The organism is Nicoliella sp. ESL1106, from assembly GCF_058509965.1.
The window spans coordinates 109,816-122,606 of the sequence record NZ_CP196340.1 but is presented as its reverse complement, the minus strand read 5'-3'; the positions used below and the strand labels follow the sequence as shown (position 1 = coordinate 122,606).

Annotated in this window: 11 protein-coding genes; 7 read left to right on the top strand and 4 right to left on the bottom strand. The window is 38.5% G+C overall.

Annotated features, from left to right (window positions below):
- Positions 1-5 precede the first annotated feature (5 nt).
- Positions 6-965, bottom strand: coding sequence for a GMP reductase (locus tag ACSVI6_RS00525; RefSeq protein ID WP_491716784.1), 960 nt, complete (start codon positions 963-965; stop codon positions 6-8).
- 44 nt (positions 966-1,009) lie between these two features.
- Positions 1,010-2,305, bottom strand: a complete 1,296-nt coding sequence (locus ACSVI6_RS00520) for an adenylosuccinate synthase (RefSeq protein WP_491719795.1) — start codon at positions 2,303-2,305, stop codon at positions 1,010-1,012.
- 232 nt (positions 2,306-2,537) lie between these two features.
- On the opposite strand from ACSVI6_RS00520, the gene purB reads away from it, so the two are divergent.
- The 7 genes from purB to ACSVI6_RS00485 all read left to right on the top strand — a co-directional run bounded on the left by purB (position 2,538) and on the right by ACSVI6_RS00485 (position 11,001).
- Positions 2,538-3,836: an adenylosuccinate lyase gene (gene purB / locus ACSVI6_RS00515; protein WP_491720722.1), complete on the top strand. Its 1,299-nt coding sequence runs from the start codon at positions 2,538-2,540 to the stop codon at positions 3,834-3,836.
- Positions 3,837-3,950: 114 nt separating this feature from the next.
- Positions 3,951-4,931 (top strand): ABC transporter ATP-binding protein, encoded by a 981-nt coding sequence (locus ACSVI6_RS00510; protein WP_491720721.1) that lies wholly within the window; start codon positions 3,951-3,953, stop codon positions 4,929-4,931.
- Complete coding sequence (locus ACSVI6_RS00505; RefSeq protein ID WP_491720720.1) at positions 4,915-5,685, top strand: ABC-2 family transporter protein; 771 nt, start codon at positions 4,915-4,917, stop codon at positions 5,683-5,685. The genes ACSVI6_RS00510 and ACSVI6_RS00505 overlap by 17 nt, the downstream gene beginning before the upstream one ends.
- Positions 5,682-6,464: an ABC-2 family transporter protein gene (locus ACSVI6_RS00500; protein WP_491716779.1), complete on the top strand. Its 783-nt coding sequence runs from the start codon at positions 5,682-5,684 to the stop codon at positions 6,462-6,464. Before ACSVI6_RS00505 ends, ACSVI6_RS00500 begins: the two co-directional genes overlap by 4 nt.
- A 21-nt stretch (positions 6,465-6,485) precedes the next feature.
- Positions 6,486-6,845, top strand: a complete 360-nt coding sequence (locus ACSVI6_RS00495; RefSeq protein WP_491716778.1) for a nuclear transport factor 2 family protein — start codon at positions 6,486-6,488, stop codon at positions 6,843-6,845.
- 106 nt (positions 6,846-6,951) lie between these two features.
- Complete coding sequence (locus ACSVI6_RS00490) at positions 6,952-8,967, top strand: glycoside hydrolase family 68 protein (RefSeq protein ID WP_491720719.1); 2,016 nt, start codon at positions 6,952-6,954, stop codon at positions 8,965-8,967.
- A gap of 24 nt (positions 8,968-8,991) precedes the next feature.
- A complete protein-coding gene (locus tag ACSVI6_RS00485) occupies positions 8,992-11,001 on the top strand; it encodes a glycoside hydrolase family protein (RefSeq protein ID WP_491720718.1) in 2,010 nt (669 codons plus the stop codon).
- A gap of 37 nt (positions 11,002-11,038) precedes the next feature.
- Here the strand turns inward: ACSVI6_RS00485 and ACSVI6_RS00480 are convergent, their stop codons facing one another.
- Both ACSVI6_RS00480 and ACSVI6_RS00475 read right to left on the bottom strand, forming a co-directional pair.
- Positions 11,039-11,980, bottom strand: a complete 942-nt coding sequence (locus tag ACSVI6_RS00480) for an alpha/beta hydrolase (RefSeq protein WP_491716775.1) — start codon at positions 11,978-11,980, stop codon at positions 11,039-11,041.
- Positions 11,981-12,001: 21 nt separating this feature from the next.
- Complete coding sequence (locus ACSVI6_RS00475) at positions 12,002-12,784, bottom strand: tyrosine-protein phosphatase (RefSeq protein ID WP_491716774.1); 783 nt, start codon at positions 12,782-12,784, stop codon at positions 12,002-12,004.
- Positions 12,785-12,791 lie beyond the last annotated feature (7 nt).

Here is a 12,791-nt window from a genome sequence, read left to right as displayed (position 1 = left end):
ATATCTTAATCATCTGAGTCTAAAACCACGTAGTTCACAGTCTTGATCGCAGAAATATCCTTGCCACCAGCGTATGAAATTGATGATTGTAAATCTTCTTGCATTTCGCGAAGGGTGTCCTTAATGTCGCCTCGGTAAGGGATCAACATTTGACGGCCTTCAACGTTCTTGTATTCACCCTTTTGGGTGTCAGAAGCAGAACCCCAGTATTGCTTGTATTGCTTACCATCAATGGTAATAACACTACCAGGTGATTGTTCGTGACCCGCAAAGAGGGAACCAATCATGGTCATGGTAGCACCAAAGCGAATTGACTTGGCAATGTCACCATTAGTTCTTAAACCACCATCAGCAATGATTGGCTTTCTAGCAGCCTTTGAACACCACTTGAGGGCGGATAATTGCCAACCACCAGTTCCGAAACCAGTCTTTAGCTTAGTGATACAAGCTTTCCCAGGTCCGATTCCGATCTTAGTTGCGTCAGCGCCGGCGTTTTCGATTTCACGAACGGCATCGGGAGTTCCTAAGTTACCAGCAATCAAGAAGGTTGATGGAATCTTTTCCTTGATGTACTTGATCATCTTAATTACATAATCAGAATGACCATGCGCAACGTCGATGGTGATGTATTCAGGCTTTAAGCCTTCGTTCACTAATTCATCGATAAAGTCGTATTCGCTGTCCTTAATTCCAACACTGATTGATGCGAAAAGCCCCTTTGCTTGCATATCCTTGATGAATTGAGCCCGCTTTTCAGGTTGGAATCTGTGCATTACGTAGAAGTAGTCGTTAGATGCTAACCATTCTGCTAATTCTTCGTTGATTACAGTTTGCATGTTGGCAGGAACGACTGGTAATTTAAAAGTCTTAGGACCGAATTTAACGGTCGTATCGGCATCGTGCCGACTTTTAATAATACATTTACTAGGGATTAATTGGATGTCTTCATAGTCAAATACTCTCATTTGAACGCCTCCATAATTCTAAAAAACAATTGCAACAATAATGATTACTTGTCAGCAGTATCCCATGCATTGATCATGATGTTAGTCGCATCACGGTCGGGACCCACGGCAAAAGTATCAAGTTTGATGCCGACAAGTTCACTGACCCGCTTTAAATAATTCTGAGCATTTACTGGGAGTTCATCGACCGTCTTACACTTGGTGATGTCTTCGTCCCATCCGGGAAGTTCTTCATACACTGGTTCACAGCGTTCAAGAACGGAATTATTAGCAGGGTAGTTTTCAATCACTTCGCCGTCAACCTTGTACTTGGTAGCAATTTTGACGGTCTTTAAACCAGAAAGCACGTCTAAACAGTTCAAGGAAAGATAAGTCAATCCAGAAACCCGTTTAGCATGACGTAAAACAACGGCGTCTAACCAACCGATCCGACGGGGCCGTTTAGTAACGACACCGTATTCATGAGCAATTTCACGAATCCGATCGGCAACTTCATCATGAAGTTCGGTTGGGAATGGACCATCACCAACTCGGGAAGTGTAGGCTTTACAAACCCCGATGACTTCGTTGATCCGACTAGGCCCCACACCAGCACCGACTGCAGCACCACCAGCAATTGGATTGGATGATGTAACAAATGGGTAGGTCCCATGATCGACATCTAACATTACCCCTTGCGCACCTTCGAATAAAACGTGTTTGCCTGCGTCTAAGGCATCGTTGATTAATAATGAAGTATCAACAACGTATTTCTTAATTTGTTGACCATATTCGTAGTATTCATCGAAGATATCATCGAACTTCAATGGTTCTTCGTCGAATAACTTGGTCAAGAATTGGTTTTTAATCTTGAGGGCTTGGTGTAATTTTTCAGCAAAAGTATCCTTATCAATTAAGTCCGCCACTCTAATTCCGATTCGTTCGACCTTATCCATGTAGGCCGGACCGATTCCTTTATTAGTAGTGCCAATTTTTTCGTCTTTGAGCTTTTCTTGCAAGCCGTCGAATAAAATGTGATAAGGCATAATTACATGACTTCTACTGGAGATGCGAAGGTTATCAGTATCAATTCCATTATCATTAAGATATTTCAATTCGCTGAGCAAGGATTTCGGGTTCACAACGACCCCGTTCCCAATTACGCTCAACTTATCATTGAAGAAGATTCCAGAAGGAATTAAGGAAAGGTGGAGTTCTTTCCCGTCGATAACGATAGTGTGACCGGCATTGTCACCACCGGAGTAGCGAACGATCATGTCAGCGCGCTGACTTAAAAAGTCAGTAATCTTTCCCTTTCCTTCGTCTCCCCATTGGCTTCCAACGATAACAATTGATGACATATAAACACCTCGTAGAATTTTTTGGGTTGCTATTAAATTTAAGCAACCTATAAGATTTTACCATTAAAAAAATAAAAATCAAGAACAATGCCCCTTTTTTAAAAAATAAAGTTCGGATTTAATTTAATATTAAACATTTTCAAGAATAATATTCACTTTTTTCCGAAAATTAGCGATTAATGTGGTATAATAATGGCGGAAATCGAAATTTAAATAAAAGGTGATTAAACTAATGATAGATCGATATACACGAAGTGAAATGGGCCAAATCTGGTCTAAGCACAACCAGTTCAAAGCTTGGTTAGAAGTTGAAGTTGCGATTGATGAAGCTTGGTCAAAATTAGGCCACATTCCTGCTGAAGATGTAGAAAAGATTAGAAAGAACGCCAAATTTGATGAAAAGCGGATTTCAGAAATTGAAGCCGTGACCCATCATGATGTCGTTGCATTTACTAGAAATGTATCAGAATCATTAGGACCTGAAAAGAAGTGGGTTCACTTTGGGGTTACCAGTACTGACGTTGTTGATACCTCATATGGACTTCGTTTCAAACAAGCAAACGAAATTTTAAGAAAAGATATTCAAGAATTAATTGACGTGATTGCTAAACAAGCAGTTAAGTACAAGGACACGGTTATGATTGGGCGGACCCACGGGGTGCAAGCCGAACCAACCACCTTTGGGCTTAAGATCGCTCGTTGGTATTCAGAAATGAAGCGGAACCAAAAGCGCTTTGAAGAAACTTCGCGTGAAGTTGAAGCTGGTAAGATTTCTGGTGCCGTTGGAACTTTTGCAAACATTCCTCCATTTGTTGAAGAATACGTTTGTGACAAGTTGGGCATCCGAGCACAAGAAATTTCGAGCCAAATTTTGCCTCGGGACTTACATGCTGATTACGTTGGCACGCTCGCTTTGATCGCCACTAGTTTGGAAGAATTTGCTACTGAAATTCGGGGGCTCCAACGTTCAGAAGTCCACGAAGTTGAAGAACACTTCAATGCTGGTCAAAAGGGATCTTCCGCAATGCCACATAAGCGTAACCCAGTTGGTTCAGAAAACATCTGTGGTTTAGCACGGGTCGTTCGTGGCCACATGGTTACTGCTTACGAAGATGTTCCATTATGGCATGAACGGGACATTTCCCATTCATCCGCTGAACGAATCATCATGCCAGATACCACCATCCTATTGGATTACATGTTACATCGTTTCACTGGCATCTTGAGAGACCTAACCGTCTTCCCAGATCGGATGAAGGCTAACATGCAAATTACCCATGGTTTAATTTACAGCCAACGGGTAATGCTTAAGTTGATCGATAGTGGGATGGCACGAGAAGCTGCCTACGACTTGGTACAACCATTGACTGCCAAGTCATGGGACGAAAGCTTACCATTCAAGGAATTAGTTGAAAACAACAAGGAAATCACTAGTCACCTTTCAAAGGAAGATATCGAAGATGCTTTTGATTACCACTACCACATCCGCCGGGCAGATGAAGTATTGAAGCGCGTGGGCTTATTAAAATAATCATGATTAACTTAAAACGGCAAGCATATTCGGTTATGCTTGCCGTTTTTGTGTTGAAAAAATTAAAATTAAGTTATAATATTATAAGCTAATTATTAGAAGGGAGGGCCGGATATGTCGTATGTACAGATTAGTGATCTTAGCTACCAGTATAAAATCTTTAATAAAAAGGTGGGGCTAAAAAATAATCTAAGGGACTTCTTTTCACGTAAGTATACTTTGAAATCAGTTTTAAAGGGAATTTCATTTCAAATTGCAAAGGGTGAAAAAGTCGGTTTATTGGGGCCGAACGGTGCGGGAAAATCAACTCTAATTAAGTTAATGACTGGAATCATTCAAACCCAAAATGGGATGATCAAGGTGGCTGGTACCATTCCAGATACTAATAATAATTCCTTTTTGCAAAAAATTGGGGTCGTGATGGGACAAAAGGGTCAATTAAATTGGAATTTGCCAGCGCTTGATACGTTTCGGGTAATTAAATCGATTTATAAAATTGCTGATGATGTATACGACCAGCGATTGAATCAATACTTAAAGATGTTTAATTTGCAAAGCGTAGCCTCCACACCGGTTAGAAAACTTTCCTTAGGTGAACGAACCAAGCTAGAGATAATTGCTTCTTTATTACACGGCCCAGAGATTTTAATTTTGGATGAGCCGACATTGGGAATGGACATTGTTAGTCAGTATGCACTTTATGACTTTATAAACCAATTAAATGAATCTGATGGTACAACGGTTCTAATAATTAGTCATCAAATGCAAGATATTAAAGCAATTACAGATCGAATCATGGTTTTATTGGATGGCCAGATTAAATTTAACGGGTCCATTGATAATTTGAAGAGCCTCCAAAAACAAATTGATCCACAAATCGTGGTTAGGGCAAAGGGTGGCAACCCAATTACTAGTTATGAAGATGCTCAAGTTAAGACCGATGTTGATGGTAATTATGTTGTAACTAACTATTCTAATGGGGGCTCCATTACGCTTAACCTGGATCAGATCGATAACGTTAACATTAAACAGCCTTCGCTAGAGGATTCAATTTATCAAATGTTTAGGGGTGGTGAAAGTGAAGTATCTAACTAGTGCTAAGGCTAGTTTCTTAAATTCAATCATTTATCGTTCTAACTTTATCATTTCTTTGTTATCCAGGATTATTCAACTTTCGCTATCTTTTTTTATGTGGAACGCCATTTATAGCACAAGTAACGGGAACATAAACGGCTATAATAAATCAGAAATGTTTAAATACTTACTCCTTACGGGAATGCTATCACTTATTTTTACCTTTGAACCAGTTTTTAAACTATCCGCTAAGGTAAAATCTGGGAAATTAAGCGTCCTTCTTTTAAGGCCAATTAGCATTAATTTGGAAAGCCTTTCTGACTTTGTTGGTTCCAAAGTTATTTTCATTAGTTCCTTTTTATTCATAATGTTAATCTTTTCAGAACTAAACTTATTAACGTTCGGATTACTAATTGGGTACCTAATCATCTCATTACTGCTTTGGCATGAAATGATGTTTATCGTAGGGACGCTGTCATTTTGGGTAATTCAAATGTGGCCATTACGACCAATGATTAATGCTTTTTATTTGTTTTTTGGCGGGCTACTCTTTCCGTTAACGGTTTTACCAGAGACCCTATACCAGCTTTTTCGTTTTTCCCCGATTGCGTTAGTTTCTAGTGACTATATTCAGGCGTTGATCATGGTAAATTCAAATGTAGGAATGCTAATAGAATATGGCATTGTTTCACTATTTTGGTTCGGCATCTTTAAATTCTTTTCCATGCGGCTGTTTAAAAGCGGACTCGCAACGTTTGAGGGGGTGGGGTTATGACGGTTAAGCTTTACCTTTCATTAGCACGACAAAGCTTCAAGGAGTTTATAGTTTATCGAACGACCTCTGTTCTAGTTGTGTTATTCGGATTTTTGTTTACCATTATTGAGCTGCTAGCCGGCAAAATTTATTATGGACTGACTGAATCGATCGGCGGGTTGAGTTATCTTCAGTATCAACTTTTGATTATTAGCTTGAGTGCGATTACATACACTTACCAATTTTTATTTATTGGCGCCCATGAATCGCTGTCTGAAGATATTATTGAGGGCAATTTAGATTATCCGTTGCTCTACCCGACGAATTCATACTTTTATTACACCCTAAGGAAACTAGATTTCCCCAGTTTGATCAATTTAATGGTTTATTTACCCCTGACGATTTACCTACTAATTAGGTTTGAACCCCAGTCTAGTTATCTTTTGATATTATTGTTCTACGTAGTTAGTGTTTTATTTGTTTTTGCTATCAACCAAATCGTAGTTGAAGTTGCATTTTGGAAGGATAATATGACCGCATTGAACGGGGTTCCAGAATATCTAATTGATGCTGCTAATCGACCAGCAGCAATTTATCCCAAGCCCATCAGAATGATTTTAACCAACTTAATTCCAGTATTACCATTATCCAACGGAATTATTTATTTAAATCAGAATAATATGACGCTTGCTCACTTAGCATCACTATTTGCCCCGTTGATTATAATTACAATTATATTATTATATTTTTCATATTATTTATGGAAAAGGGGCGTTAAACGTTATTTCTCAGCTAATTAATATTTTTAAGGAGGCATCACTATGAACGATATCACCACCGCCATTATTACCAAGTACCGCGAACTATACCAAGCAATGGTAACTAGCAACATCCTATTGTTAAAGCAAATTTTAGCTGATGATTTTGTATTGACCCATATGACCGGAATTAAACAAACGAAACCGGAATGGATAGCAGCAATTGAAGACCATTCAATGACCTATTATTCCCATCAAGAAGAAAGCGTGCGGATCGATGATCAGGGGACTTTAACTTGTCGCAACGTGGTTAGTGCAAAAATTTATGGCATGCGGGGGGATTTCAGTCTTCAAATGCGAATCCGATTTAAACAAGTAGATGGTGAATGGTTAATCAAATCAGCAGTTACGAGCAGCTACTAGTGCATAATTATTAAGATTATTAGCTTTTGGATATATACTGGGAAGCAGTACTTTTTATATGTTAATATAGGTTAGTTAAAAAGTTTAATTAACGGAGATGAACAAGTTGCAAAAAAGAAGTCAACAGGACCGTCGGGGCCATTGGAAATATTGGATTAGTGGCGCCTCGGTTGCACTAGTGGCAATCTTAGTTGCTGGTGGTTTTTATGGTTATCATGAATTAAAGTACTCTACGAATACTTATTACGTCAATAGTTCTGCAATTTTATATACTAAGGCTGATGCTAACAGCACTCCTTTGTCATATTTAGGGCGTAATTCTAAGGTGACGCGCAAGGGGCGTGGTTTTTCTAAATGGATGAAAGTAACTTATAAAAATTCATATGGAACTAAGCACGGTTACATCCAAGGAACTAAATTATCTAAGGTTGGTTTTAAGTACGCTCAAAAGGGAGCCCAATATTATAAGAGTGCAGACTCAGATAAGGCTGCTGGTAAACTTATGGATCATAATGTGTTAGTACAGACTGACGCCACTTCTGGGAAGGTCGTTACTAATTATGATGGCAAGAAAGTTTATGTTGATGCTAGCAAGTTGACTACTAAACCAATTACTTTTAGTGATACCTACGGAACTAATCACTACACTCGGTATAATATGAAGAAAATTCCAGCTGCGGCTAAGGAAACTAAGAATCAAGTTCCTAGCTTCAAAAACGTTGCGATTTCTGATATAACGAATGCGAGAATCACGAATCGACTCCATAAAGATCGAACTGATCAATTGGACGTCTGGGATAGTTGGCCACTTCAAGATGGGAAGGGTAACTTAGTAAATTACAATGGTTATCACGTCGTCTTCGCAATGGCTGACGATCCTACCACTAATAAGGATAACGGAGCTGAATTTGGTGCTGCGATTTACATGTTCTATCAAAAGATCGGGACTGACACCAGCGATATCTCATCATGGTACAACGGCGGGAAAGTATTTACCTCTCGGACAGATGGAAGTGATGGAAAGAGCAAGTATCTGAAACTCCAAACCGATGAATGGTCTGGTTCTTCCGTTCTGCAAGATGCTAACCACGTGCGGTTATTCTACACTGCATTTTCTGGTGCCAAAAAGCATGGTGGAAATGGCCATAACCAACAAGTTTTGGCAACTGCTAAGCTAAAAATAGATGCTACTGGTAATGGATTGAGTATTGATCACAGTGCAACTACTGATCATAAGACGATTTTCTTCGGTGATGGTAAATACTATCAAAATGCAGATCAAACGGTTGGAGAAGCCCTTCAATATACCGCTGATGATTTTACGCTTCGTGATCCCCATTACATTGAAGATAACGGGCATAAATACTTGGTCTTTGAGGGGAATACTGGGACTAAGTTCAGCGGAGCTGCTTATAGTGACAATAATAACTATAATTATGCTAATATTGGTGGCAGCAAGAAGTATCAAAAAAAGGTCCAAAAGAAGTTGGTTAAGAATCGCAATACTTGGAACGGCCTTAGAAATCAATATACAAATGGTGCGTTGGGAATCCTTGAGTTAAACAATAACTACACCGTTAAGAAGGTCATGAAGCCATTGGTGACTTTCAACGGGGTTGATGATGAAACAGAACGACCAAACTTATTTAAGAAGAATGGTAAGTGGTATTTATTCACCGATACCCGTGGGACCCATCTATTGAAGGGGACCATCAGTAGAAAGGGAATCTTCATGCTAGGGTTCGTTGCTGATAAGTTGACAGGTCCATACAAGCCATTGAATGGTGGTAGTGGAGTGGTTCTTTCATCAACTGAATTAAACCCTGATAATAGAAGGTTTACCTACTCTTACTTTGTGATTAATAACCCTGATAGCAATAACTTGGTCGTAACTAGTTATATGACTAAGGCGGGGGATGCAAAGTTACGTGGGGGTCATGCTACATTTGCCCCTAGTTTTATGATCAACATTAATGGTGATACCACGAGTGTCGTTGCAAACTCGATCTTGCCACAGGGGGCCCTTACGGCAAGTACATTTGCCGATACCACGGGTACTAGTGGGACAACGACCAATACGGCGACTAACATGACGAGTCCGTTTTCACAGAGCACTAAGTAATTAACAGTAAGGGTGGGAATTAAAATGAAATTAAAATATCGATATAAGATTAAAAGTAATTTAAAATGGTTAATTTTTTCTGCTTCTACATTCGCATTATTTTCGTTCATTGAAACAGATACTACCTTAACTAGCCCTGCCGCTGCTGATATTATTCCCACGTTTAATTTTGGCCAGAGTGCTGTTCAACTTGCCCAATCACAAGTCAATAGCGCTGCATTTGCTAGCTCTCAGATAGTTGGTCAAGTTGATAAAAAGCAACAAAGTCAATTTAGTGTTTCTGCTAACGCTGCCAATAATACAATTGCGACTGATCCAATGAATGCCGTACCGTTAGGTCAAAATGCTGCCAATTCAATTATTCAATCCGCCACTAACATTGTTAATGGAGTTGTTTTGAAAAAGCAGTTCAATGATTCTTATATTGATTCTGATACTAAGCTTTATAATAATCCAGTTAATGATAACGTTACTGATTCGTTAGTAAGTGATAATACGCAGGTGCAAACTGCTGATTATCTAGTTAAAGATAAGGTTCCTGCGATGTATAATAATAACCTTTATTACGTCAATCAAGATTCAGTTAGCACGATTGAAACAGCATCAAACAACCTGTTAAATAAAAATACTTTTACACAACGTTATCATTACAACATTCCAACTGGATTTATGAATGATATTCAATCAATTATAAAGGTCGGAAATGTTTGGAATATCTACTATCTATCTAATGATCAAAAAAACGTTGATAGTAATACAGAATGGGCATTAGTCCAAACGAAAGATTTTAAGTCGTTTGTTAATCGTGGGATTGCAATTCCACGGAATACTGGTGGATGGGAATCCGTAGCGACTGGTTCCGTAATGATGAATGATCAAAATGGTCATATTGTTAATAAAAATTTGCCATCCAATGCAATGTTGGCGTTCTTTACCGGTTTTACGCAGGGACGCCAGAATGTTTACGAAGCATACTCGGTCGATGGTGGTGTTAATTTTCAACCAGCACAAAATGCGCCTGTAATGACACAGTTTAGTCAAGGCGGTGCGTTTCGTGATCCGAAGGTGCTATGGGATGCAAATAAAAATCAAATCGTAATGTATATTGCTCAGGGTGATTCCAACGGTGGGGGCGATCAGATTCGGACTTTTACTAGTCCAGATGGATCGGCGAACACTTGGAAGGATATTGGTAATAGCGCGTCATTTAATCCAGCAATGAATGATACAGCCCCTAGCATGTTAGAATGTCCTAACGTAATTCGAAATGTTTATGATTATGCTACCCATCAAGAAAAATCAGTCCTACTATTTAGTGGGGATGGTGGTAATAATGGTAAGGGGCTATACTACCAAGTTGGTCATATTAATGATGACGGTTTATTTATTGCAGATAGTAAAACCGTTCGGCGAATCGATAATGGGTCGGATGATTATGCTGCTAACTACGAACCAATGGACCCAGAAGGAAAGCAGATCATTATGATTGGTTGGATTGGTAACTGGAACCGTGGTTATGACAACTTTATGAAAGCCAACAATAATTATCATATTGGTTCGTTTACCCTACCTCGCATTTTAACTTTGCAAAATGGGGTATTAAATGAAAAGGTAGTTGAACCTAATAACAGTCTTTTCTACCATAAGAAAAAAAGTAAGGGTTTAACGCTAACTGGAACTAATACGAGTAGCAAAATTGTGGTGACATTTAAAAAGCCAGTCCAACAAAATGTTTTTTCAATGATTCAAAGTGATACTACGACTAATGTAAATGTCTTTTCCAATGGTAAAAATAATCAACAGAATAACGTTACGATTTCGCAACCATTTAGCCAATTGAGTGGGGCAAGCGACTTATCTAATTTATTGGACCATCCTGCACGAAAGTTTATTTTTTACATTGATAAAAGTTCGATTGAGGTTTCAATTCCTGAATTAGGTAAGATTTATACCATTTTAAAGCTTTCAACTGATAATCAACTTCAATTTATTACGCAACATAAAGCGGATATTAAAGCATATCGGTTCAATTAAAAAAATAACCATTCACATTTGTGAATGGTTATTTTTTTTAGTTGAAATAGGTTTTTAAAAAATCGCTAACGCGTTTTTGATACTCAACTGGTTTTTTCCAAAAACTTTCAGCATGCTTAGCACCGTTTACAATCCATAGTTGTTTTGGTGAATCAGAAGCGCTGTAATTTTCATATGCCATAAAAGTCGGAACGTAAGTGTCCTCGCTTCCATGAATAATTAAAATTGGTAGGTGATTTTTCTTCAATTGTTTGGTAGTGGAAGCATCATTTAAATAGTATCCCAAACGGCGTTTATTGATCGAACTGACAAGGGCCTCAAAAGGATATTCTGGAAGATTATATCTATATTTTAGTAGGTACTTCAGTTCCGCACGAACGCTTGAGTATCCACAATCGGCAATGATTGCCTCAACTTGATGCGGTAGCTCTGCACCACTCAGCATTGAAACGATTCCAGCTCCCATACTGACTCCGAACAACAAGATTTTACTATCTTCACCAATTTGATTAATTAACTTATCGATCCAAGCGAGGTAGTCCTTTTGATCTAACCAACCAAAGCTGACGTATTTACCGGCACTTTCACCATGACCGCGATCATCTGGTAGCAATACGTTAAAGCCCATGTCGTAGTACATTTTAGCGTATCCAGACATGGTCTCACGAGTCCCATTATAACCGTGGGCAATGATAACCGTTTTTTTAGTGGGAGTTTCATTAGGAATGAAATCCGCAACCATGGTTTCGTTTGTATCTGCATCTGAGTTGTACCAAGTTTGTTTTGGAATTTTACGATACCAATTTAAGCAACGGTAATATTCTTTAGCATATGGCAATAGTGTTCTGGATGGGCGTGGCTTTTTGGTTCGCCGTGCCATTCCAATTTTAAAAAAGTATTCACTCAATGCGAAAGTCCCAGCTGCAGCAGCAATTGGAATTCCCAAAATGAATGGTAATTTACTATGCTTTGACATCATTATCCCTCCATAAATAGTGATTTATTTAGTTAGGTATTCATTCCTTAATGTTGCGATATCTTCATCGCTCAATTCAAGGTATTCGTGGATAAAGTTATCCATGTTTCCATATAGTTCCTTAATTTTACCCATGGCAGCATTGTAATAATCAATTGATACCGTGTAAAGGGCAGTTATGTTTTCCTTACAGATATTATTAATATCATAACGTTCATACTCTTTAATCTTCTTTTGCACGTATGGAACCATTTGTTTAGCTGATTCTAAATAATTTTCCTTGATATCTTTTTCATCAACGCCTAGCACGAATAATAGCATTACGATGCCCATTCCAGTGCGATCTTTACCTTGTGAACAGTGAATTATTGATCCACCATTTGAGTCTTTTAAAAGAATTTGAAATAACTTACGGTAAGAATTACGTGCAATTGGACTTTCGATTAGGTTTTCATAGACATGTTTCATGTGTAGTTTACCAACCGTAGGGTCTTCAGAGTAAAGCTCTTTCATTACATCTGCAGTTCGTCTTTCTTTTTGTTCAAAAATGGGGTTTTTAGAATATTTAACGCCCTCTGGGACTAAATCTGGTTCTGAGTCTCTTTCCATCTTTGATCTCAAATCAATATCGTTAGTAATGCCATATTTTTGAAGATAGTTTTGGTCAGCTTGATCTAGCTCCGCTAAATTACCAGATCGAATCACTTTATGCCATTTAGTAGTTCGACCATCCTTGGTAGGATAACCACCAATATCGCGAAAATTATAACCATTTTTGATATCCAACAATCTTTCATTATCTGTCATTATTATT

Excerpts from the sequence above, each read along its gene's own strand:
- ACSVI6_RS00510 (WP_491720721.1), top strand. The coding sequence starts at position 3,951 with ATGTCGTATGTACAGATTAGTGATCTTAGCTACCAGTATAAAATCTTT.
- ACSVI6_RS00480 (WP_491716775.1), bottom strand. The coding sequence starts at position 11,980 with ATGATGTCAAAGCATAGTAAATTACCATTCATTTTGGGAATTCCAATT.
- ACSVI6_RS00475 (WP_491716774.1), bottom strand. The coding sequence starts at position 12,784 with ATGACAGATAATGAAAGATTGTTGGATATCAAAAATGGTTATAATTTT.
- ACSVI6_RS00525 (WP_491716784.1), bottom strand. The coding sequence starts at position 965 with ATGAGAGTATTTGACTATGAAGACATCCAATTAATCCCTAGTAAATGT.
- ACSVI6_RS00495 (WP_491716778.1), top strand. The coding sequence starts at position 6,486 with ATGAACGATATCACCACCGCCATTATTACCAAGTACCGCGAACTATAC.
- ACSVI6_RS00520 (WP_491719795.1), bottom strand. The coding sequence starts at position 2,305 with ATGTCATCAATTGTTATCGTTGGAAGCCAATGGGGAGACGAAGGAAAG.
- ACSVI6_RS00485 (WP_491720718.1), top strand. The coding sequence starts at position 8,992 with ATGAAATTAAAATATCGATATAAGATTAAAAGTAATTTAAAATGGTTA.
- purB (WP_491720722.1), top strand. The coding sequence starts at position 2,538 with ATGATAGATCGATATACACGAAGTGAAATGGGCCAAATCTGGTCTAAG.
- ACSVI6_RS00500 (WP_491716779.1), top strand. The coding sequence starts at position 5,682 with ATGACGGTTAAGCTTTACCTTTCATTAGCACGACAAAGCTTCAAGGAG.